The organism is Cecembia lonarensis LW9 (genome assembly GCF_000298295.1).
GTDB lineage: Bacteria > Bacteroidota > Bacteroidia > Cytophagales > Cyclobacteriaceae > Cecembia > Cecembia lonarensis.
Genome location: NZ_AMGM01000025.1, coordinates 21,582 through 45,861 on the forward strand (window position 1 = coordinate 21,582; position 24,280 = coordinate 45,861).

At 41.4% G+C, this 24,280-nt stretch carries 20 protein-coding genes; 6 read left to right on the top strand and 14 right to left on the bottom strand.

The genetic code is table 11. The features are described 5' to 3' along the window. Positions 1–3: 3 nt before the first annotated feature. Together B879_RS21785 and B879_RS09520 are read left to right on the top strand one after the other, a co-directional pair. Entirely contained in the window at positions 4–1,881 is a 1,878-nt protein-coding gene (locus tag B879_RS21785) for a 6-phosphogluconolactonase (RefSeq protein ID WP_009184958.1), read from the top strand. Positions 1,882–1,996: 115 nt separating this feature from the next. After that, positions 1,997–3,394, top strand: coding sequence for a Fic family protein (locus B879_RS09520; RefSeq protein ID WP_009184959.1), 1,398 nt, complete (start codon positions 1,997–1,999; stop codon positions 3,392–3,394). On the opposite strand, the gene B879_RS09525 is transcribed toward B879_RS09520, so the two are convergent. Then, complete coding sequence (locus B879_RS09525) at positions 3,391–4,404, bottom strand: Gfo/Idh/MocA family protein (RefSeq protein WP_009184960.1); 1,014 nt, start codon at positions 4,402–4,404, stop codon at positions 3,391–3,393. The genes B879_RS09520 and B879_RS09525 overlap by 4 nt on opposite strands. Before the next feature lie 94 nt (positions 4,405–4,498). Between B879_RS09525 and B879_RS09530 the strand changes: the two genes are divergently transcribed. After that, positions 4,499–5,833 carry a Gfo/Idh/MocA family protein gene (locus tag B879_RS09530; protein WP_009184961.1) on the top strand — a complete coding sequence of 445 codons (1,335 nt, stop codon included), beginning with the start codon at positions 4,499–4,501 and terminating at the stop codon, positions 5,831–5,833. A gap of 56 nt (positions 5,834–5,889) precedes the next feature. Here B879_RS09530 and B879_RS09535 read toward each other — a convergent pair whose 3' ends face one another. The 6 genes from B879_RS09535 to B879_RS09560 form a co-directional block, all read right to left on the bottom strand. After that, on the bottom strand, positions 5,890–7,350 hold the full coding sequence (locus B879_RS09535; protein WP_009184962.1) for an arylsulfatase: 1,461 nt from the start codon (positions 7,348–7,350) through the stop codon (positions 5,890–5,892). Positions 7,351–7,467: 117 nt separating this feature from the next. Continuing rightward, positions 7,468–8,082 (bottom strand): DUF4230 domain-containing protein, encoded by a 615-nt coding sequence (locus B879_RS09540; RefSeq protein WP_009184963.1) that lies wholly within the window; start codon positions 8,080–8,082, stop codon positions 7,468–7,470. A 68-nt stretch (positions 8,083–8,150) separates the two neighbouring features. Continuing rightward, the gene (locus tag B879_RS09545; RefSeq protein WP_238542115.1) at positions 8,151–9,113 is read right to left on the bottom strand and encodes an alpha/beta hydrolase; all 963 of its coding nucleotides are present in this window, start codon (positions 9,111–9,113) and stop codon (positions 8,151–8,153) included. Between the two features lie 76 nt (positions 9,114–9,189). Further along, entirely contained in the window at positions 9,190–10,605 is a 1,416-nt protein-coding gene (locus B879_RS09550) for a DUF1593 domain-containing protein (RefSeq protein WP_009184965.1), read from the bottom strand. Positions 10,606–10,663: 58 nt separating this feature from the next. Continuing rightward, entirely contained in the window at positions 10,664–13,345 is a 2,682-nt protein-coding gene (locus B879_RS09555) for an alpha-L-rhamnosidase N-terminal domain-containing protein (RefSeq protein ID WP_009184966.1), read from the bottom strand. Next, entirely contained in the window at positions 13,345–14,667 is a 1,323-nt protein-coding gene (locus tag B879_RS09560) for a Zn-dependent hydrolase (protein WP_009184967.1), read from the bottom strand. Before B879_RS09560 ends, B879_RS09555 begins: the two co-directional genes overlap by 1 nt. A 163-nt stretch (positions 14,668–14,830) precedes the next feature. On the opposite strand from B879_RS09560, the gene B879_RS09565 reads away from it, so the two are divergent. Beyond that, positions 14,831–15,883 (top strand): proline iminopeptidase-family hydrolase, encoded by a 1,053-nt coding sequence (locus tag B879_RS09565; protein WP_009184968.1) that lies wholly within the window; start codon positions 14,831–14,833, stop codon positions 15,881–15,883. Positions 15,884–15,890: 7 nt separating this feature from the next. Here the strand turns inward: B879_RS09565 and B879_RS09570 are convergent, their stop codons facing one another. The 7 genes from B879_RS09570 to B879_RS09595 form a co-directional block, all read right to left on the bottom strand. Further along, the gene (locus B879_RS09570; RefSeq protein WP_009184969.1) at positions 15,891–16,523 is read right to left on the bottom strand and encodes a hypothetical protein; all 633 of its coding nucleotides are present in this window, start codon (positions 16,521–16,523) and stop codon (positions 15,891–15,893) included. Between the two features lie 103 nt (positions 16,524–16,626). After that, entirely contained in the window at positions 16,627–17,277 is a 651-nt protein-coding gene (locus tag B879_RS09575; RefSeq protein WP_009184970.1) for an outer membrane beta-barrel protein, read from the bottom strand. A 147-nt stretch (positions 17,278–17,424) separates the two neighbouring features. Beyond that, the gene (locus tag B879_RS22630; RefSeq protein ID WP_009184971.1) at positions 17,425–17,601 is read right to left on the bottom strand and encodes a hypothetical protein; all 177 of its coding nucleotides are present in this window, start codon (positions 17,599–17,601) and stop codon (positions 17,425–17,427) included. Next, positions 17,598–18,998 carry a purine-cytosine permease family protein gene (locus tag B879_RS09580; RefSeq protein WP_009184972.1) on the bottom strand — a complete coding sequence of 467 codons (1,401 nt, stop codon included), beginning with the start codon at positions 18,996–18,998 and terminating at the stop codon, positions 17,598–17,600. Before B879_RS09580 ends, B879_RS22630 begins: the two co-directional genes overlap by 4 nt. Positions 18,999–19,109: 111 nt before the next feature. Further along, positions 19,110–19,967, bottom strand: a complete 858-nt coding sequence (locus tag B879_RS09585; protein ID WP_009184973.1) for a nucleotidyl transferase AbiEii/AbiGii toxin family protein — start codon at positions 19,965–19,967, stop codon at positions 19,110–19,112. Beyond that, entirely contained in the window at positions 19,964–20,602 is a 639-nt protein-coding gene (locus B879_RS09590; protein ID WP_009184974.1) for a type IV toxin-antitoxin system AbiEi family antitoxin domain-containing protein, read from the bottom strand. The genes B879_RS09585 and B879_RS09590 overlap by 4 nt, the downstream gene beginning before the upstream one ends. An 85-nt stretch (positions 20,603–20,687) precedes the next feature. After that, positions 20,688–22,094, bottom strand: a complete 1,407-nt coding sequence (locus B879_RS09595; protein WP_009184975.1) for a sugar porter family MFS transporter — start codon at positions 22,092–22,094, stop codon at positions 20,688–20,690. A 162-nt stretch (positions 22,095–22,256) separates the two neighbouring features. Here B879_RS09595 and B879_RS09600 point away from each other — a divergent pair, with 162 nt between their 5' ends. Both B879_RS09600 and B879_RS09605 read left to right on the top strand, forming a co-directional pair. Further along, positions 22,257–23,294, top strand: coding sequence for a ThuA domain-containing protein (locus B879_RS09600; RefSeq protein ID WP_009184976.1), 1,038 nt, complete (start codon positions 22,257–22,259; stop codon positions 23,292–23,294). A 117-nt stretch (positions 23,295–23,411) separates the two neighbouring features. Beyond that, entirely contained in the window at positions 23,412–24,263 is an 852-nt protein-coding gene (locus B879_RS09605) for a sugar phosphate isomerase/epimerase family protein (RefSeq protein WP_009184977.1), read from the top strand. The last annotated feature ends 17 nt before the right edge of the window (positions 24,264–24,280 follow it).

Sequence of the window (24,280 nt, forward strand, 5' to 3'; positions counted from 1 at the left end):
TCCATGCAGGTACAAGTTTATCAAAACCGCAGAGAAATGGGTGAGGCTGCCGGAGGTTGGATTGAGAAGAAAATCCTTGAACTCGTCGGGCTAAAAGATGAAATCCGGATAATATTTGCCGCTGCACCCTCACAAAATGAATTTTTAAGTTACCTCAGGAAATCTTCTATTATCCCTTGGGAAAAGGTGGTGGCGTTTCATATGGATGAGTACATAGGACTTGAACCTTCCCATCCCGCTTTGTTCTCCAATTTTTTGAAAGCCGCATTGTTTGACCATGTTCCTTTCAAACAGGTGCATCTAATTGATGGGGATAATTCTATTGAAAAAGAATGTGAAAGGTATGCCACAATTTTAAATGAAAAAGGGATAGATATCGTATGCATGGGCATCGGTGAAAATGGACATATTGCCTTCAATGACCCTCCTGTGGCCGATTTCAACGATACAAAATATGTCAAGGAGGTGGAATTGGATGAGGTCTGCAGACAGCAACAGGTAAATGACGGCTGCTTTGAGAACTTGAGCACTGTACCGACCTATGCAATAACTTTAACCGTTCCTGCCTTATTGAATGCGGAATGCATCTGCTGTGTGGTCCCGGGGCCAAATAAAAAAGAGGCTGTGCATCAAACTCTTTACGGTCCGGTATTTGAATCTTGTCCAGCCTCTATTCTTAGAGGACATTGGAATTGTAAGTTGTTTACTGACAAGGATGCTCTTCCCCAAGTTGACCCATGGACAGCTCAAGAAGACATTTTTGCCAAGGATATACTCACTGGAAAACTTTGCATTTTGGACGATCAGCTGGGCATCCGACCCACTGCCATTAAAATTCTAAAAAATGAAAAAATGCAAATCCCCTATTGCGGACCAGGACTGATAGACCTACAGGTTAACGGGGTTGCAGGTGTAGATTTCAATGAAAGCGGGCTTACTTTAGGAGCTGTCCGTAAAGCGGTCAACGCCTTATTGAAAAAAGGGGTAACTGGATTCTTTCCTACATTGATCACGAATGATCCAGAAATCATTTCACAAAACCTGAAAATCATCAACCAGTCCTGCAAAGATGATGCATTGATCAATTCCTGTATTTTGGGCATCCATTTGGAAGGCCCTTTTATCTCTCCCATTGAGGGTGCCAAAGGTGCCCATCCTGACAAACATATTCAAAAGCCCTATTGGGAATTGGTGGAAAAATACCAAAAAGCCAGCGGTGGCCGCATCAAACTCATCACTTTGGCCCCAGAACTGCAAGGTGCTGAAGCGTTGATCAAAAAATGTGTGCAGGAAAATATCCTCATCGCCATCGGACATTCAAACGCTTCTGCCACAGAAATTGATGTTGCGACAAAAGCCGGTGCCTCTCTTTCTACCCATTTGGGAAATGCTGTGCCACTCATGCTTCCAAGACATCCCAATATTCTCTGGGATCAATTGGCCAATGATGCCCTACATACCAGTCTGATTGCAGATGGTTTTCATTTGGATCCATCATTTTTGAAAGTTGTCCTGAAGGTTAAAGGGGAAAAAGCCTTTTTGATCAGCGACAGCACCAAATTCTGTGGCATGGAACCTGGCGCATACCAAAGCCCCATTGGAGAAGAAATTATTTTGGAAGAAAATGGACGTTTGGCTATGAAACATGGAAAAGGACTTTTAGCCGGTGCCGCCATGAATCTAATAGAAGGAGTGGAATATCTGGTAGAGAAAGAATTTCTTGAACTCCCAGAAGCATGGAGAATGGCATCGGAAATCCCAATGTCCTTTGCGGGATTGAAGCCAAAAAATGATTGGCTAATATTCAAATTGGAAAATGGATCATCCCTGAAAATTGACAAAGTCTTCAAACAAGGGGTACAATTTTCCATTCATAGTTAATCGTTCCTCTTCGGATTTTAGATTTTATTTTTGACGTGAAACTTAAATTTGTCGTGAAAATTTTTTTATAAAAATTTATGACGTAAATTTGTCGTGAATAAGAAAACTTACGACAATGATTAATTCCACCACAAAACATGAGCTTTACGCTATCCAGAATTTGATAGCAAAAAACACTTATGGTGCCTCCATTGAGGACATCATGAGTGGAAGTGGGCTTAATCTGGAATTGAGGACCTTGCAGCGTAGGCTTAAAAAACTAAAAGAGGAAGGAATTATTTACACAACCGGAGGGTCAAAATCCACCAGATACCATCTTTCCTATTCAGACCATCTGGTAAGAGAAAGTGAACAGGAAAAGTTGATACGTCCCAAAAGAGAAGGCCTTTCCATTTCCAAAGAAGGTGAAAAAATCATTTCTTACCTTTCAAATCCCCTATCGGACAGGAAAAAAGTCGGTTACAATATGGAGTTTTTAGATACCTACAGACCCAATATTGATGCTTACCTATCAGATGCAGATATCCATAAGCTGACTTTACTGGGATATACCAATAGTCAGCATCAGCCTGCGGGTACGCATGCCAGAGAAATCCTTAACCGACTGTTGATTGACCTTTCCTGGAACTCCAGCAGGTTGGAAGGGAATACCTATTCTTTATTGGATACCCAAAGACTGCTTGAATTGGGGGAATCTGCTGAGGGTAAGTCCTTAGAAGAGGCGCAAATGATCATCAACCACAAAGATGCCATCGAGTTTTTGGTGGATTTAGGAGAAGAGTTGGACTTTAAGCCTTACATCTTGTTGAACCTTCATGCCCTACTTGCGGAAAACCTCATGAAAGAACAGGCATCATTAGGAAGGTTACGATCCATGCCTGTCGGTATTTACCAGTCAGCTTACACGCCACTATCCATACCCCAATTGATAGCAGCGCAATTTGAGTTAATACTGAAAAAAGCAATGGAAATCAGCAATCCTTTTGAACAGGCATTCTTTATGATGGTGCATCTACCCTATTTGCAGCCATTTGATGACGTTAATAAGAGGACTTCTAGGTTGGCGGCCAATATACCCTTGATCAAAAATAACCTTTCCCCAGTTTCTTTTGTGGAAGTTCCCAGTATGATTTATATGCAAGGGATTCTTGGTGTATATGAATTGAATCAGGTTGATCTGTTAAAGGATGTGTTTATGTGGGCTTACGAAAAATCAGCGTTACGCTATGCGGCCATAAGACAGACCATCAGTGAACCTGATCCCTTCCGGACTAAATACCGGGATAATATCAAAAATCTGATCATGAAGATTGTTTCCGAAAATTTGAGCCCTAATGAGGGCACTAATTTGATTCAATCTACAGCCAATCATCTTCCAAAAATAGACAGTGATAGATTCCGGGAAATGGTGGAAGGTGACCTGCTTGTGCTCAATGAGGGTAATTTTGCCCGGTTCAAGGTTTCTCTGTCAGAGTTCAAAGCATGGAAAGAAAATTGGTCAAGGAAGGCTTAATTCCTTGACCTTTTTGTTACCTCATCCAAAAACACCCTTTCTCCCTTCAGCCTTTTGCTTTCATCTGCCGCTTCCATAAAAGCCAGGATCTCGAGTGTCTCCTCAGGCTGAACAGGAATAAGGCCTGTTTCGAAATATTTGACGATTTCAAGCAGTAACGGCTCGTATCCAGAATAAGGGCCTAATACCACATTCTTTTCTGTGGTAAAGACTGTTCCTCCATAATCATGGACGCCTGATCGGGTTCCTCGAAAAGTTCCAATTCTTCCATCCTTCCAGGTACCGACTACCACATCGGTATTTTCAGTGCTAATTCTGACTAAGGACTCACAACCGGTTCCCATGACGGTATACAAGGTCTCCACTCCATGTATTCCATACCAGAACAAATCAGGGTGGGAAGGTTCAATTGTGGCTGGACTAAAAGTATCTGCTCCGAGCACTTTGCTTTTATCTATTGCCTCAATTCCTTTGACATACCGTAAAGAAGAGGATGAAAAAACAGGAATACCATATTTTTCAGAAGCCTGAAAAATCTTAACCGCATCCGCATAGGATGCGGTAATCGGTTTGTCAATAAACATTCTTTTACCTGCCTTAAACACCTCCAAAGCCTGTTCCAGGTGTAATTTCCCATCATTGGTTTCCAGCAAAACCACATCTACCTGTTCGAGTAATTCAGCAATTGATCCCATAATCCTAACTCCCATTTTTTGAATTTCTTCCGTGTATCCGGGAATCCGGTCCATACTGGATGGGATATCTCTGCTTCCATGAGGATAGGCAGCCACTACATGGTAACCTAAATACTCCCCTGTATACTGATGTTCATTTAAAACTTTGGTGAATGCGATGCTGTGAGAAGTATCTAATCCGATAATACCTACTTTTTTGCCTGTCTGCTTTGATGCCAAGGTCAGGTTTTGCCCCCCTAGAACACTTAAACCTAAAGTGGTCAGGGAAGCCCTCTTGATAAATTCTCTTCTGCTATTGGATAGGTTTTCAGTCATAAAATTTTGTAAAAGTTACATCAGGTAATCTTGCTGAATCTAGTTAAATTTAATCTTTAAACCCAATCAAACCCAAAAAACCAATTTCTCAACCATGAAGCCTTCAAGAAGAAAATTCATTCGCCAAACCGCTCTTTCCACCTTGGGAATCGGGGCATTATCTATAGAGTCAAGTATGGCCTGGAGCAAAAAAAATCCCCCAAGCGATCAAGTGAATGTGGCTTTGATTGGCTGCAATGGCCATGGATTTGGCATTTTGAGACATCACTTACAGGTTCCAGGTGTAAACTGTGTTGCTATTGCGGATGTGGATCAAAATGTTTTGGAAAGGAGGTCCCAAGAAATCAAAAATTCACATGGCCATCAACCCAAGCAATATGCTGACTTCCGAAAATTATTGGAAAACAAAGATATTGACGCGGTGATCATTGGCACACCTGACCACTGGCATTGCCTGCAAATGGTCTATGCCTGTCAGGCAGGTAAAGATGTATATGTGGAAAAGCCACTTGCAAACAGCATCGGTGAATGCCAAATCATGGTGGATGCTGCCAACTATTACAAAAGGGTAGTGCAAGTAGGACAGCAGCAAAGGAGTGGATATACTTTTATGGAGCCTATCCGGCTAATCAAAGAAGGCCATATCGGGAAAATCAGAAAGGTAAATATTTGGTCCAATTTCAATTATGGAACAGGGGCAATGCCTGCCGAAGATGATGAAATCCCCCAAGGTGTTGACTATGATTTTTGGTTAGGGCCTGCTCCGAAAAGGCCATTTAACCGGAACAGATTTCATGGAAGTTGGAGGCATTTTTGGGACTATGGGGGTGGATTGATGTCCGATTGGGGCGTTCATTTATTAGACATGGGAGTTTGGGCAATGAACAACCCCAAGGCTCCAGGAAAGGTAATTACACAAGCTTCCAATACTTCAAGTGATATACGGAATAGGGAAACTTTCGACAGCATGGCTGTATTGTATCCCCATGATGAATTTACGATCCAATGGGACATGTTGGGAGGTATTCAACAGGGCCCTTATGGAAAACCTTATGGCATAGCCTTTATTGGTGAGCGGGCTACCATAGTGGCTGACCGCAGAAGTTTTGAGATTTTTCCGGAATGGGACAGTGACAAAAAAGGACCCAAAATTGATCCATTATCCTTTACCGAAGGAAGAGAGTCCCATAACCTACATGTTGAGAATTTTGTGGATTGTGTCAAATCAAGAAAGTCACCCATCTGCCCACCTGAAATTGGCAGAATTGCTGCGCTTTACGCCCATATCCCCAATATCTCTGGAAGGATAGGGGAAAGTGTTTTAGAATGGGATGATCAGAAGCAGGTTTTTAAAAACAACCAAAGAGCCAATGACTTCATTTTGCCTACTTATCGCTCCCCATGGGAAATCCCTAAAATTCCCAAATAAGCTTTTCTTCCTGAAATATTTGACAAATGGCAGAGCAACCCATTTTCTTGAAGATATTATTCTTCAGTAAAAAGTTTGAAAACAGGATTGGAAGTTCGGGCATTTACAAAAAGTGCTTGCATCTCCCTGATTACTTCGGGGTATTGATCAGACAGATCCAGGGATTCCGTTGGGTCTTTTTTCAGATCAAACAATTCGATCGGTGCATCTGGGTTGTTTTTCACGTTATACCTGACAGCTTTCCAATCCCCCTTTCGAATGGCCTGCCTACCTCCCAATTCATGGAACTCCCAGTAAAGGTAATCGTGTTGCTTTTGCTCCTTTCTTCCTTTCAATGAAGGCAAAAAAGAAACTCCATCCAACTTATCCAAATTCTTCTCCCCTAAAAGGTCAGCGAATGTTGGCAGAAAGTCCCAAAAAGCAGATACATGTCCTGACTGGGCACCTCCTTGGATAACCCCTGGCCATTTGAGGATCATTGGCACCCTAATTCCACCTTCATATAAATCACGCTTGTAGCCTCTAAAAATACCATTGCTGTTGAAGAAATCAGGGTCATTCCCCCCCTCTTGGTGAGGTCCATTATCTGAAGTAAAAATGATGATCGTTTGCTCGGTAAGACCTAACTCATCCAATTTGTCCATGATTTCACCAACCTGCCTGTCCAGTAAAGCCACCATGGCAGCATAGCTGGCTTTGGGGTAAGGATTAGATTGGTAACCAGGAATATTGATTGGCTCATCTCCATAATCTGATCCCCTTGGAGCTATATGAGGTTCTTCCGGTCCAATCTTTTCTCTATAATATGCCAACAATTCTCCATCAGGAACGGCCAATTCCGCATGGGGCATGACCGAGGTAACAAACATAAAAAAAGGATTATTGGCATTATCTCTTATGAATTTTAGCGATTCCTTGTGAATGATATCCGCTGCATAGGTTATTTTTTGTGTCCAGTCATTGCCTTCAAGAAATACTTTTTCAGCGTTGTCCCAAAGGTATTCGGGATAATAACGATGGGCAATCCTTTGACAGTTATATCCAAAAAACTGATCGAAACCTTGGTGATTTGGGTCCCCTTCTGTACCCACAAAACCCAATCCCCACTTCCCAAATGCACCCGTAGCATAGCCTGCCTCTTTGAAGAGCCTTGGTATGGTGAGTATAGTATCTGGTAAGGGGTATTGTCCTTCAGGCTGGATCTCAAAGTTTCCTCTAACCGGTGTATGACCGGTATGCAAGCCTGTCATAAGCGTAGATCTTGAGGGGGCACAGACTGTCGCACCTGCATAATGATTGGAAAAAAATATGCCTTCGGCAGCCAACCTGTCCAAATTCGGGGTTTCGATGATTTTTTGTCCTAAAAAACCCAAATCCCCGTAGCCGAGATCATCTGCCAGAATAAAGATAATATTGGGTTTTGTAATTGTGCTTTCACCAAGCTGTTTGCTTTCTTGGCAGGCAAAAAAGAGTAAAGTGGTGAGAAACAAATTAAACGATATCCACAATCCTTTCATTTTACCTTACTTTTTGAGCGCCCTGAATAATTTTAAAAACAAACCCAACTATAAGAGCTGGAATAAAAGTAAACCCAAACACAGTAAAAGTTTTCGCATTAAGGTCTTTTTTCAACCTTATCTTTCTAAGTATTTCATTTGCTCTTCACTTTCGATAATTACTTCCTCATATTTTAAAGTCCATCCCAAAGATTTGGTGAGTACTAGGATATTGGCCAACTCAGCCATCAATCTTTCCCTACTGTTGTCCATAAGGTTTGACTGATTGACCTTTTCCCTGATACGGGCATTGACTGTATTCTTGATCTTATTGTAATCGGCTGCACCAAACTTATTGAAATAGTCCTGAGTCACGTCATAGTACTCTATATCGGGATAAATATTGACTACTGGTTCAGGAATCCTTTTCAATATAACCGTTTTATTTTCTATGTCCAATTCGGTCTCCAACTGCCTTAAATCGTACTCCACTGTCACCTTAGCATTGGCGACCACCAAAGCTTTTTTATCAGAGCGCAACATGTTTAAGAAAAGATTTTGAGAATTTTTAAAAGTGAAAACCTGTGAAAAGTAACCTTCTGTGACAATGAGCTTCCCAACCTGCTCAATTTGTTGTTGAATCAATGCTGAACTTTCTCTCAGCTCTTCCTTGCTTTCTTTTTTAGTCAATACAAACCAGGCTGCTATAAAAAGAAACGCTCCGAAAATAAAGCCAATAATAAATTTATTCATTACCTATTATACTGATTCCGGCTAAATTGGTTAAAAATAAATAGGCATCCAATTTCCGAAAATCAATTTTACAGAAGAGGTGCAAAAAGCTTTTTAATCCAATTTTCCACCTCATCCATCCAAAAAATGTTTGAATCAGGATTGACCATACCAAAACCATGCCCTCCAGTCTCAAAATAAGTGGTACCCACTTCAATTCCTTTTCCTTTCAAAGCCATTTCGAAAACATATGAATTTTGGATACTGACCCTATCGTCCTTGGCATGGACCAAATAAGTAGGCGGTGTATCTGTGCTAACCTGTTTTTCATTGGAAAACTTATCCAACATTTCTTGGGGCGGATTCTCACCTAACAGGTTCTTGGCTGACCCACTGTGTCCTATGGCTGGATCAAAACTGATGACCGGATAGACCAAAACCATAAAATCAGGCCTCAAACTGGATTCTTTGGGATTTTCAATTTGGACTTGGTGAAAATGGGTCCCTGCTGTGGAAGCCAAATGGCCTCCGGCCGAGAAACCCAAAATTCCCACCTGTTCGGGATTGATATTCCATTCCTTTGCACTTTCTCTCACCATTTGAATGGCCTTTTGAGCATCCTGTAAAGGTCCAATGGTTTTGTTAATCATCGTTTCATCATTGGGCAAGCGGTATTTCAGTACAAAAGCAGCCACTCCCCTTTTGGCAAATTCCTGGGCAACATCTGCTCCTTCATGGCCAGCAGCTAAAATCCCATAGCCTCCCCCTGGGCATATAATAACACCCTGTCCTGTAGCCTTTCCTTTTTCCGAGAAATATGCTGTCAGTGTCGGTCTACTGACTTTGCTGATCCGCAAGATACCTTCATCCCCCATTTCTGTTTTTTCTTCATCCGGTCCATCAATGGAATTAGGAATGGATTGAACCCCATAAAGGGGATAAACGGTCTGGGCTGAAATTAAGGCAGGTAAAAAAGCCATAAGAACAAAAGAAAGCATACTTTTCATACTGAAATCTATTACTTTATTTGATGCATTCAAAACTTGACTCACCTATGATTCATTTGATGGCAAGCTGAAATTCGCCTCAGCTCAAATCTTAAAAAAATCCGCTTTGTCATGTAATACCCTATGGATGGCTCAAAATAACCCTTCTATAACTGGTTAAACTTGGCGTTCCACTGTCCTCCACTTCCAAAATGACATGAAGTTCTTGCCCTGAGCCTAATTGGGGCATTTGAAATACCAATTCCTCACCGAAAGGATTATGAAACTCCAATTGTCCGTTGAAATTCCCAGCCTCCTTGTACACCCACCATTTGTATCTTAATTGATCTCCATCGGGGTCATAGGTTCCTTTGGATGATAACCTTACATAATCTCCTGCTTTTACTTTCCCTTTTCCAAAAGCCTTTCCTTCGTTTCCGTTGAGTACTATTACGGGGTTGTGATTGGCATCTTTATAACTTTCTGCTATATTCCAGTCCATCCTGGCAGCAAAATCATGCTGAAAGGCCTTTCTCCACCTCCAAATCGTGGCCTGATTTGAAGCATCAATACTTCCATCAGGTAAAACCACTTCATCTTGGGTATATACCGATGAAGTCCATATCTTATCCACTTCGCCAACAGACTTATACCACTCATAGCGACCTGCCCAACCTCCCCAAGCAGGGCTTTTATACCAAGCCAGGCCATTTTGAATCAGTCCAAAAAAAGAAGGAGTATCTCCCTCCATAATGTATTCCAACGGAGGGTACAAAGCGCCAAGCGGACCATGATCTTTGGCAATATTTTTCATTAACCATGGATTTTCAACCAATTCATGTTGCCATCCCGGTCCATTCTTATAAAACACATCTCCTCCAATACCAGTCCAAGTCGCTTTGTAATATTCCCTCCAATTATCTCCTGCACTGGCATCTACGATATAGAAAATGCCAGGGAAATTTTGTCTGATCCATTGACCTGAAAAATCCTGATCTGAAATAGTATACACCCGCAATTTTTTGACGAATTTTTTAACTTCCTCTTCAGATCTGGTCTGCTTCACCTTCCATAAGGCCTGTGCCAAACAATTGGCACCACCCCAAGCAGAAACCCACAGTGGACGATTGTCATCTTTGTCAACGGCTTGGATCAACAACTCTGAGCCCGGTGAGTCCTTTCCCTCCCCTACTCCTTCCATGCTAAAAAAGGGGACATGTTCTGTGGTCACACTTAATAAATAAGCTGCACTGGGAAATCCATCGGCATGTTTTTCCAAATTACCGACCACCAAAGCAAATGCATTGACCAACTCACGGATTCTAGCCTGATTTGTAGCATTCATCAAATGGGTAGAGGTAGTGGCCACCAATCCTTCCACGTCATATTCATTGGCATAAACCAAAAACCTCACCAATGACTGTTGATCATCCGGTTCATTCATGATATCTGTTAACACAAAAACGCGCTGTTTGACAGGTTCTTCAAATTCTAAGGTCGTTTGTGCCACTAGAACTAATGTAAAAAAGAGAAAAGGCAAGAAAAGGAAGGTTTTCATTATGATTCAAGATTATTTTAGTGATTATTTCAATCCAATTAAAGATACATTACCCTTGTCAAACAAACAACAAATCAATACGCCATACTTTACCTCCAGCAAGGCGGACAGTGGCAATATCTTTTTGACCAGTATCAATTTTTTCGGCTCCTGAAGGAACCTGTTCGGCTGAGGGAATCTCCAAATGAAGCGTGACGCCCGAAGGAATGGAAAGTATTAACCTTCGATTCCCTTTTGTCCCTTGGCAGTCAAATTCCAAAGGCCCAAAGGCAGTACGGTAAGCCAATTTTAATCTTTCCAAGGTAGCAGGTTGAGGCCTCATACGGATCAGACTTCCACCAGGCCTGATGACTTCGATACCGGCAAAACACATATATGCTGCATAAAAAGGGGCAATACCGGCATGGCTCAATTGGTTCTGGGTATCTTTCTCCGCACGCCAATGCTCTTGAATGGTATTGTTCTCCCTGACAGAAAGCATATTTAACCAGCGCTGATCAAAGTCTTTCAATATAAATTCCGTATTTCCCAAAGCTGACAAAGTCCAATATGTCCAAATGGTATTGGCAGGATAGCATCTCCCTAGCCGCTTTGGTAGGGAGGTCAATTCCTTTAAAACTGTTTTTTTAGAAGCTTCTCGCACAAAACCACCCAACACCCAATGGGCTAAGGAACGTTCACAGGTTCTCTTCTCTCCATCCTGTTCAATCCAAGGCAAATTGATAATCAGTAAATCTTCACTGGCCAGGTAAAATTTGGCATCCACGCTCTTAACCAACTGCATGGAGATTTCAAGCATTTCTTTTTGCAATGCATCAAACCCAAATTCCCCTGCCAAAGGGGCTAAGGCCTGTTTCAGCATAGCAGCCACATACAGGTTATAAGCACATTGTTTGTCCCTGTCGGCTTTATAAGAATCCGTGTCCATCCAGATAGCATTTACCCCTAAATTTTCTACCGGAAGCAGACCTTCTGCACCTATGGAGTTTTTGATCAGATCATAAAACCGTAACAGTCTTGGGAAAGCCTCCTCTAAGTCATCTTTCTTGCCTGTGTAGAGATAATGATGCCAGCAATCATAACAAAAGCCTACGCTGTGATCCAAAAGCACCCCCCAAGGAGTAAGATCCAACTGCCTTTGGGCGAGTCTATTTAACCGGTCATAGGCAGGCCAGCTATCCATAAAAAAGCCGTCTAAAGTAATTCCCTGACTGTAAGTATCCACAAATCGATAAGGAAGCTGCGCTTCTCCAAAACCAAAATGCAAGGCATGGATTATGTGTCCTATATCCCCACTATACTGCTGTCGCTCCCTACCCACACAATCCACAATGGTGTCATGGCTGTTATTCCAAACGGTGTTGATACAAGCTTCCAAAAGTTGATTAAAGCCCTTATGAGATGTTTCTACTATCGGTTGCGAAGAAAAATCATATATCCTTCTTAAAATTCCGAGGTTACTGATTTTGATCGATCCTACTGCATGATGAATATGCAATTGTATCCACTTGACACTCTCATAATCAAATGTCATGAATTGATTTTCCCCTTCTTTACATATAAACCTGGTCCAAGAATTGAAGTTATTATTGATCAGCGCGGGTCCTCCCCTTTTCAATAACTCATGTCCCTGCTGCACCATCATTTCAACTATGGTGCCTTCACTACAATTGATGGTAAAGTACGGCCATCCTATGGCATGCTCTTGCATTTCAAAAGACAGGACCAGTCCCTGACTTTGACTTTGTGGAGCTTCAAAATCCCATTTTCCAACCTCCTCTGAAAATCCTTCTAGGATTCGATCAGCTTCAAAAGCATCCTCTGTTTTAAAATCAAAATATTCTTCAATAGAGGTATTCCATTGTAAGGTATGCGCTTCCTTTAATTGAAATTGGTTAATGGGCTTTTCCAATATCATGGGAACAGATCGCTCTCTAAGCTGAGTATTTTGGTTGCCTCCACTGTCATACAAATAATCAGAAATGGAAGAGCTCAAAGCTGTTTTGTTGGCCTCATTCGAAAAAACCTTAGCTTTCTTCCATGAATGGTCCTCGGAAAAACCTATATCATTCCAACCTTCAGGGTATAATCGGTTGTCAAATTCTTCCTGCAGGGCACGAAGGTACCAGCGTTTATATTTTCCAGCAGGCCAACTTTTAGCTTGCTGAACAGACCAGTTTTCATCACTGATCACCAGTGCTTTTTCACCATCCTGATAAACCAATTCCAGTTTGAAAATAAAACCAGCCTTTCCCGCAGGCCATGCCCCATCTCCAAAACCAAAGTAAACCACAGTTGCTCCTAGGACATTTTCTCCAAGCTTTAAATTCTTGGAAAAATCGATCGGATCAGCTTCTGCATATCTTGGATCGGAAGGGGCTGGTCCAAATTGAACCCTTTTCCCATTCAAAAACAATACATACCTACTTTCTGCCTGAATCCACCCTTTTGCTGATTGGATGGGCCTTTCTAGCCGAAACACCTTTCTGAAATGAAAAAAAGAATTGGGCAGTATCCGCTCCGCAGGAAACCAAATCCAAGAGGCAGGAGAAAGGTCAAGCTCTTTTCGCTTAGGGAGCTCAGTAAGCTTCAGGGGAAAATCAGAGTGTTTTACTGCTTCCACACTTTCTCGGGCTTGAACCCCTGAAAATGAGATAGGCATCAAAGAAAATGCCCCCGTGGTAGATAAAACACGAAGAAAATTCCTCCTGCTTTGATCGCCTGCATTAAACTCGCTCATTATTTTTGAATGAATGGTGGTTTTTGTTTATCCAAAAGCAACACGGTCCTTAACATCAGATTTGCTCCTTTTTCCATATCCGCTTTGGAGGAAAACTCAAGAGGGTTATGGCTGATACCATCTTTACTGGGAATAAAAACCAATCCAATAGGACCTAAAGCAGCCATCTCCTGTACATCGTGCCCTGCTCCACTTTGCATTTTCATATGGGAAATTCCTAAAGTAGCTGCCGCTTCTATCATCTTATCCTGAATTTCTTTACTGGCCATTTTTGGCGCATTGGATAGGTTGGAATGTATGAAGGTGATGCTTGTACCTGTTTCTATTTCAATTTGCCTGGCCCTCTCTTCTATCGCTGAAAACATCAGCATGATCTTTTCAGTGGAAAGATCCCTCATCTGAAGGCTCATCTCCACCCTACCGGGAATTACATTAGGCGCACCTGGCTCAACTTTCATTTTTCCTACGGATCCTACCTGAAAACCTTGAAAACTGTTCACTACCTCATTGACGGCCAAAACCAATTTAGAAGCAGCAATTAAGGCATCCTGTCTATCATTCATAGGGGTACTTCCAGCATGATTGGCTATACCTTCAACAGTGATGTCCCAATCTTCAATGCCTACAATCCCTTCCACGATAGCTACATCAATCCCTCTTCCTTCTAAGACTTTGCTTTGCTCAATATGAATTTCCAAGAAAGCGGTTAAATCACCGGGGCTTCTTACAGCTTCTTCCAACCGCTCTGGATCACCGCCTATTTTGACAATACCCTCTCTGATACTCAAACCACTGACGCTTAACTGGTCCAAGGCCTCTTTTTTTAAGTTTCCGGTCATGGCCCTACTGCCCACCAGACCTCCCTCTTCATTTTGAAAAACCAAAACTTCTAAAGGGTGTCTTGTAAGGTGCTTGTTTTCATTCAATACCTCTATAATTTCTAAGGCAGTAATGGCCCCATAGGCCCCGTCATAATTGCCTCCATTGGGCACCATATCAATATGAGAGCCAAAAGCTATGGGCTTTAAATTTGGATCCGATCCCTCCCTTCTTCCAATAATGTTTCCTGCTGCATCTATCCTCACCTCCAATCCCGCCTGTTGCATCAAATTTATGAAATATGCTCTTCCTGCCAGGTCCCCATCACTGTAAGCCACACGGTACCCTTCACCTCTTTCATTTTTCCCAAATTCAGCCAACTCAAAGATTCGCTTTTCAATTCTATCTGCATTGACCTGTAAATTGGCGCTCCTTTCAACTTGACTATAACCTGGGATTACAAACAACAAGATAAGCAAGAATAATAGCAGGAGATTTTTCATTTATATTTTGGAAGTTTTTGGGAATTAAGAATTTCAATATCGGAAAAAAAACACATAATTATCTATGTAAAATTTTTAATTCGCCAAATATTCCATGTACTAAACTATTGTATTCCTTACTTTCTTTCTATAACTTGAAAAACTTGTCCAGAACCAATAACAAATGAAAAAATACAGCTTTCTCCCTGCGCTACTATTGATTTTCTTTATTTCCTGCGGACCTCAGATTCAAGAACAAGACAGCTCAAGTTCAGTCACAGTAACTTATCTTGATTTTTCCAACAGGGACGACCAATTTGAAGGTGGTATCCGCATGGTTCCAATCCAAACCCCCAAAGGAGAATTCAGGGTATGGACCAAAAGGGTTGGCAATAATCCTACCATGAAAGTTTTACTCCTCCACGGCGGACCAGGGATGACCCATGAACTTTATTCCTGCTTTGATGGCTATTTTCCATCAGAAGGAATCGAATACATTTACTATGATCAGCTGGGTTCTTATTATTCAGACCAACCAGAAGATCAGTCTCTTTGGACCATTGACCGCTTTGTAGATGAAGTAGAACAGGTGAGAAAAGCATTGGGGCTCAATAAGGATAATTTTTTCCTCTACGGACAATCCTGGGGAGGAATGTTGGCCATGGAATATGCCTTTAAACATCAGGATAACCTGAAAGGCCTTGTGATTTCCAATATGATGGCCAGTCTGGATGAATATGAAAAGTACGCCAAGGAAGTATTGGGTCCACAAATGCCCGCAGAAGTTTTTGCAGAAATCATGCAAATCGAAGAAAATGAAGACTTTGACAACCCCAGGTATGAGGAATTACTGCTCGAGCACCATTACCAGCACCATGTCTTAAGGATGCCTTTGGAAGAATGGCCTGAAGCAGTCATGCGTTCCCTAAAGCATGTCAACCCTAATGTCTATGTGTACATGCAAGGGCACTCAGAATTTGGAATCACAGCAGGGGCAACTTTAAAAGGCTGGGATAGAAGGGCTGATCTTAAAAATATAAAAGTCCCTACGCTTGTGGTAGGAGCTGGCCATGATACCATGAATCCTGCGCATATGGAGTGGATGGCTTCGGAGGTACAAAATGGACGCTACCTTTTCTGCCCGGATGGTAGCCATTTGAGTCAATATGATGACCAGAAGGTCTTTTTCGAAGGTTTGATCCGCTTTGTAAAAGATGTGGATCAGGGGAAATTTTAAAAACCTTTTATTTTCCAAGGAAAATGGTGTAACCAAATTTTATTCCAAAAGTATTCTGTCTAGTGTAGAATCCATCAGATTCAAAATTCGCGCTATTGGAACTGTAATTCAATAGCAGATCAAAGCTGCTTCGCTCTCCCAACAACAGCGCAAGCCCAAAGCCTCCGCCAATATTGGTGATACCTGTATTGCCTTCAGTATCTCCAATCATATCAGTCCTTGTTCTTTGGTTGCCAAAAATAGAATTTACCTCAGCAAAAGGAAGAATTTTTCCTTTTGGCACATAATACCTAACAAAAGGCCCTGCTCCAAACAAAGCGTTGTTGGCTTTAACTGAAAAATCTGTTAGGGGTATTTCTGTCTTTCCCCATCCAAAAGCCAAATCGATTCCTGCTGCCAAATTATCTGTTAGAAAATACCCCACCTTCGGTGCAAAAAAGATATTATACGAACTTCTTTCCTCAGAAGTACCATCAGCAAATTCTCTCGTTGTATTGGTGAAGTACATGTCCATCATTCCTATACCATTTGAAAATCCAAAATGGGTACCTGCACCGAGAAGCATTCTCCCTTTTTCAGTTTGGGAATGAACAGAAAAACTGATCAATAGGAAAAAGCTTAAAATTTTTAATATTTTCATAAAGCAAAATTTTTGGTAATGGATTGAGATTTTTTGGATCGAATAATTGAAAATAGCCAGGAATAGAGGAGGAGAAATTTAGCTCAACCCTATTTGGCCAATTTTATATTTCAGGTACCTTCCCAAGAAACATGGTAAAACCTATTTTGATCCCTAAGGTGTTTTCCCTGTCCGTATAGTTCTCTGATTCAAAGTTAATTCGGTTGGAGTTATAATTTAAAACCAAATCAATGCTGCTTCGATTTCCCAATAAAAAAGCAAGACCTACCCCCCCACCAATATTGGTAAACGTTTGTTGATTTTCTGAAGCAAATGCTCCTGTGAATTCAATGTTCCTGCTTCCAAAAAGAGTATTAACCTCTGCAAATGGCAAAACCTTTCCGCTTGAAAAATAGTATCTTACAAATGGACCTATTCCGAAAAGTGAGGTATTTAAATCTGAATTTTGAGAGGCTCCATCCAAAGACGTTGTTCCTTTCCCCAAACCCAATGCCATATCCAGTCCGGCAACCAAATTATCAACGATAAAGTATCCTGCTTTTGGTGCTATAAAAATATTATTGCTGTTTGTTTGACCAGAAAGATCATCATTGATAAAGGTTTTTTGCCTGGAAAAAGAAAGATTCATCATCCCCGCAGACTCAGATATCCCAAAACTGGTACCTGCACCAACCAAAAACCGGCCTTTTTCGGTTTGGGCATTTATTGAGAAACAGATAAGAAAGAAGAAACTTAGTATATTAATTTTTTTCATAGGGAATATCTATTTTGAAAACCGAAAAAATTAATATACTAAAACTAATGCGTTATTGCAAAAAAAATAAGGGGGGGGTTAACCCACCAATGGTTTTAGTTTTACTTATAAATCCCTTGTAAAAATATTCTTTAAAAAATTAATCCTTTACCCCTCTCCTCTTTTACCCACCCAATCCATTAAAGCCAAACCTACAAACCAGCAAAGGGTGCAAATCACCAACCCAGCCTTTAATTGGAAATCATTCAGTAATCCAGTGAAATAAAGGAAAGCAAGGATCAACATCACTACCAAAACCAATATGGGATACCATAGCTTTTTCATTTTTTCTGGAAAATTTTACTGAACACTAAGTACAAAACACCGCAGGCAATCCATGCCGGTAAAGTAAAGAAAGAAAGGAAAACTCCTTGGTATACAGATAGACTGTAAAAAACAGCCATGCTGATCAACCAGGCCAATAAAACTGCCGCATTGAATTGTATACCTTTGGAAGAAGCATAGTATTTCGTCACGCCCAGTTTCTCTGCCCAGTAATGCTCAAAGAAAATTACTGCCCCGATAGGTGCCAGAATGAATCCATAAACTGCCACAAAATCGAGTAACTTCATCGCAAATGCCGGAAACAATCCTGCAATGGTAGCAATACCTCCAGTCACCAAAGTCACTTTCACTGTCGAACTTTTAGGGAAAATGGCCTGAAAAGCCAAACCTGCTCTGTAAATCGTAGGATTGGCTGTTGTCCAACCTGCCACCAATACACAAATCAGTCCTGCAATACCCACAACTTCGTAAGCCAAAGGTCCCGGCGCTACGGGAGGCACCCCTCCACTGGCAAAAATGGCCGCAGCTTCAGGACTTTTCAAATACAGAGCAAACATCAAACATGCTGAAATCCAAGCCATAAAGTGTCCTACATACATCCCTGCAGCAGTGGTCCAACCCACAGAGTTTTTGTCGGCATAGCGCAGGACAGACAGGTCTGACATACCCAAATGCATGGCAGCATTGCAAAACCAAGCAAAGAACAATACATGCCAGAAGGTAAACTTGATCTGTCCGGGAAATGGCTCCGAGCCAGTACCCCATACTGCCCATAAATCAGAAAAACTATCTACTCCCAACCTCTTGGCAGCCACGATTCCTGCAATCAAAAACACCATGACCATCCATGGAGCAGCGATATTAGAAAACTTCGATACCGCATCATAACCTTTGGCAGCCACTATGGAAATTACCGTCCCCACGCCCAATACCACCAAAACCCAGGAGAGGCTGTTAGGAGTGGTATCCGTCAAGGCAGGCATGGGCATGTCAAAAGGAATGCCCACGGCTGTAGCGGAAACGGTGATCATGGCACCGGCCAAAAAACAGAACAGAAGGCCATTTGCCAAATTATACCCGGTTACCAGCTTTCTCCCAGCAATTTTCTCCAGTTTGAAATAAAGGGTCAACCTTTCTGCTGTGGCAATCGGGGTCGTAATATACCTCCAGGTCAGGACGGCCAGAAAATTACCCAGCAACAAACCAACTATCAAATCGAAAGCAGATACGCCAGCTGTTAGGAAAAGCGGTCCTATGACGAACTCTGTTCCAGCTGCATGTTCTCCGGCAAACATCCCCAGAAATTTCCTCCAGTCTTTGAATTGGGAAGATGGAACAGGTTGGCGTTCAAATTCACCTACAGGGGTATTTGTTTGCAGGCCAGTTGAATTTTCCATAGGTCGCTTTGGGTTGGAAGTGAAAAATACAAAAATTCAGGGAAGATTGCTGTCCTGTATTGTCCTGCTGCTTTTAAAAAATTGGATCAGGTTTTTGAAAGTCTATCTGGATCAGGATTGCTTTACTTTCAGAAAAGCAATTAAGTCACGGAAATATTCTTTACCCCAATTTTCAATTTTTTGTGGATCTTTGATAAATCTTCTGATATCATTTTTCGCATATTGAAAATTAACCTCATCTATTCTTTGGATTAAAAGAGTCCTAAACTCTTCTTCTGAAATTTCTTTTTTGGGCCAATCTCCACTATCAAAAGCCCTTAATGCAAAATGCTTAAGATTGACCTTAAAGCCTTTTTTAATATACCACTCCATATCATACCAGTCTCTGCCTTTAACATTTTTTCCCCATCTTCGAAACAACAATGCGTGCATTTTACCTGCAAAAAGGTCCGGTATACTTAAACATTTGACATAAAAAGAAAAGGGCCTCAATAATAAATGATCGGCTGTCTCAAAGCCTAAAGGAGGTAGCGTATCTACTTCAATTTTTATTTTCAAATTCGCGATTTGGTTTATACCATGTTGGGGGATTATACTTTCTAAAACAAGTTCTTTCCACATGGTTTCAGATTTAAGGAATGCAGAATCTATATTACTGTTATTTTGCTTCATTTTTTCTTTAAATGAAACCTTCATTCCTAAGGATTCAAATTCATGGACTATTGCATCTTGGTATTTTCCTAAGGAAAATAACTTATCTCTTTTGAGTAAAGAGAAGTCCAGGTCTTCAGAAAACCTATCGAGCCCATGAAAAATTCTTAGAGCAGTCCCTCCATAAAAAGCAGCTTTTTCAAAAAATCCGGCACGATATAATCCAGCTAAGGCAATTTCATGCATTATTTCCCTCAGTGCATCTTTAGCCTCTTGCTGGTTGGCCGGTTTGTATTCTTTTAACCAATCCCGAATCATAATTTCTCAATCATTTTAATGGTCATTGACAGGCTTTTTGCCTTTGGGGCATCCGGTAACCACAATTTGATACTTTCAAGGTCCATGGTCTTTAATGAATCTTCATCTATTCGCATATTTCCTACTAAGAAATCATAGGCATTTTGTGCGCTTCTAAATGAAATACCCGAGGTAGTCACTATTTTATCACATATAGCCTTTTCAGCAGAAGCCATAATTGCAAACTGATTAGAGGATAATTGTAGCATACGTAAGCCAAATGAATAATAGGGCAAGGGTAGATACCTGTAAGAGAACCTTCCAAGAGATGTTTCAAATGTTCGGGAAGGTTTGGTAGTCATGGAGGTGATTTCATGGACCTTCTCTGGAATTAATCCATAATAAGATAAAGCCGATTCTGTGGAAACATAACTAGGCCCCATAATATGATTGGCAACCAAAAAGGGCTCTGGCTTTTTTTCAGTTAATTCCGGACCAGCATAGTACAATCCTTTTTTTACTGACTTCAAATATCCCTGAGACTTAAGGTAGGCGATTTTATCATTAGGACGTTGATAATCTATTAACCATGAACTGACCAAATGATGTGGCAATAGTTTTCCTGTATTTTTTGCTATTTCCCTGAAAATTTTCATGTTACTAATGTAAAAAAATAAATTGATAATCGGAAATTTTCCGATTATCCTATCAAATTTTTACCTAAACCCAGGTAATCGACCCTTATTTATTGATGAACTGCTTTTCTATTTCCTCCAAGGTTTTGCCCTTGGTTTCGGGTAAGACCCATTTCAAAACAAAAAATCCAAGCAAACAAATCAACCCGTACAGCCAGAAATTATTGGCCCAGCCCAGGTTTTCTTTGATGGTCGGAAAACTGAAAGTCAGGGTGAAATTACCCACCCAATGCGCCAAGGCTGCAATGGACATGGTAGCCCCTCTCACCCTTGTCGGAAAAATCTCTGACAGCACCACCCAAAGCAATGGAGCAAGGGTAAAAGAATAAAACATCACATTGGTCAAGACCAAGAATACGACGACTGCCCCTCCTATATCCTGATAAAAAGTCAATCCTATTAGCAGATACAGAAAGGCCATGGTGGAAGTACCGATCAGCAATAATTTCTTCCTTCCAAATTTATCCACTGTGAAAATGGTAATGAATACTGAAAGCACCATGACCGAACCGATCACTACGATGTTTAGCATCATCTGCTTCAAAGTATAACCTGCTGCCTGAAAAATATCAGCCGCATAATAGATGATGACATTCACCCCACTCCACTGTTGAAGAAAAGAAAGGAACACACCGATACCAATAAATTTCAGGATGTTTTTCTGGAAAAGCTCTTTGAAGTTCACCCTGGCAAGATTTTCTTTTGTCAGAGTAGCATTGATTTCAGAAATCGACAAATCCGCATAAAACTCCCCTCCTATCTTGGTCAGGACTTCTTTGGCTTTCTGAACTTCTTTATTCTTGACCAACCACCGGGCACTTTCAGGGACAAAGAACATCAACACAAAAAAGAGAAAGGCAGGGACAAACTCAGCAGCAAACATCCACCGCCAACCATAATTCCCTGCCCAACTAGTGGCGATCTGTTCAAAGGTCGCCGTATCTGAAAGATCTTTATCCACTAAGGAAATCTGCCAGTTGATCAGTTGTGCCAACAACACCCCAATCATTACCAAAAGCTGATTAAAGGTGACGAGCATGCCTCTTTTTTCAGGTGGGGCAATTTCAGCAATGTAAAGCGGAGAAAGATTCAAGGCAATTCCCATGGCTACCCCGCCCATTATCCTGTAAAAATTAAACCACCAAAAGGTATCCGCTAAGGCTGTTCCCAATGCGGACAGGGAAAATAGCAAACCTGCAAAAATCAAAAGCCGCTTTCTTCCAAATTTGTCACTTACCCATATGCACAATGCAGCACCAATCATACAGCCAACCAAAGCAGAACTGGTTCCCCAACCTTGCTGACTGGGTAGTGTGATATTGAAATAAGGTTCATAAAAAGGCTTAGCCCCACCGATGACTACCCAATCATAGCCAAAAAGAAATCCACCCAAAGCGGCGGTCAGGCTGATTAACCAAATGTATCTTTGATTGTACTTAATTTCGGTGGCCACGAATCAGAAGTCTAAAGCGGTTAAATAGGTTTCCGTAAGCTAATTATTTGGATGCTATCAAGCAATATAATGGTTTTGGTAAGTTTTTGAGAAAATAATGATGCAAAACTTTTTTTATCAGGCTTTTAAAAATAATTTAAAAGCATATTCAAAACACAACCTATGAACCACGTGAACATGCCCAACCCGATTAAGGCATTAATGATGCTTTGCATGGCCTTTTTTATATTGACAGACAACAGTTGTATAGCACAGGAGGGAAAAACTTGGCTACGGTTTGAAGGAAAGGAAGGGCCCGGTAAAGGCAAACACATTGTACTGGTAAGCGGGGACGACGAATACCGTTCTGAAGAAGCTATGCCCATGTTGGGTAAATTGCTGGCCCAACATTATGGTTTTACCTGTACGGTACTATTTCCCATTGAGCCTGAAACAGGCCATATAGTTCCTTCCTATCAAAACAACATCCCTGGTCTCGAACATTTGGAAAAAGCTGATTTAATGATTTTGTCAACCAGATTCAGGGAATTACCCGATGAGCAAACCCAATACTTCCATAATTTTCTTCTGGCTGGAAAACCGATAATTGGCTTGAGGACTGCTACCCATGCTTTCCATTATGAAAAAAACAAAAACAGTCCCTTTGCCAAATACCATTGGATGGGTAAAGAACCAGGATGGGAAGGTGGATTTGGACAGAAAATCCTTGGCGAAACCTGGGTAGCGCATCATGGTAACCATGGTACTGAAGGAGCAAGGGCATTGATTGATGGCATCGCCCAACAGCAGGACCACCCGATATTAAGAGGTGTAAAAGATATCTGGGCTGCATCAGACGTATACACAGTAAAAAATATCCCCAAAGAAGCAGAAGTATTGATCTATGGGGTACCGACTTCGGGAATGACTCCTGAATCGCCCATCAACTGGGAGAAATCCATCATGCCTATGGCCTGGACTAAGGATTACCAAATCGAAGGTGGGAAGAAAGGAAAAGTATTCACCACCACCATGGGCGCTTCCATTGACCTAATCAGCGATGACCTGAGGCGATTAATTGTCAATGCTGCTTTTTGGGCCTTGGATATGCCTGATAAAATTACAGCAGATATGAATGTCTCTGTTGTGGGGAAGTATGAGCCATCCATGTTTGGATTTGGAACATTTAGGAAAGGAATGAAGGTGGAAGATTTCAAGTAAATAGATACAAGACGCTAGACACTAGACTTAAGACTTGCGCTAGAATACAACCTTGGTATTCGAAAGATTGAGTTCAAAGTCCATATTTTATTGTGAACAAATAAACCAAAATAACCTATGAACAAAATCGGATTCAATGTCCTAGCCTGGTCAGCCAATATGTCAGATGAGCTCAAACCTATCCTGGACAGACTCAAAAAAATCGGATATGATGGGGCTGAATTTTTTGTTGGCTCCCCAGATGAAGCAGCTTACAAAAACATAGGAAATTATTGCCGGGAGATTGGTTTGGAAGTCACTACTGTTTCTGTGCTTAGTCCGGAAGAAAACCTGATCAGTGCTGATGCAGCTGTCAGACAAAAAGGATTGGAAAAGATCAAGTGGATCATCGACAGATCGCATGATTTAGGTTCGCAGGTCTTATGTGGCCCTATTCACTCTGCCTTTGCTACTTTTTCGAAAGCTGCCCCACAGGAAATAGAGTATGAGAGAAGTGCCGAAATGCTCCATCAGGCAGGAGATTATGCGGCACAGGCAGGAATCCTGCTGACCCCTGAGGCATTGAACCGCTTTGAATGCTACCTCTGCAACACCATGGAGCAATTGGGTTATTTGCTGGGCATAGTCAATCATCCCAATGTAAAAGCGATGTTTGATACCCATCATGCCAATATGGAAGAAAAAAAGTTGGGTGATGCCATCCGGCAAATCGGTCCAAGGTTAGCCCATTTCCATATCAGCGAAAACGACCGTGGCACGCCTGGTTCAGGACATGTGCCTTGGGATGAAACTTTTGCCGCCTTGGCAGAAATCCAATACAAAGGTTGGCTGACCATTGAAGGCTTTACACGAAACGATCCCGACTTTGCCAATTCTATTGGCGTTTGGAGACAATTTTCTGAGCCTTGGGATATGGCAGAAAACGGATTTGCCCATATCAAAAAAATGATGGCAAAACATGGGTTGTAGATTGAACTCGAAAGTAA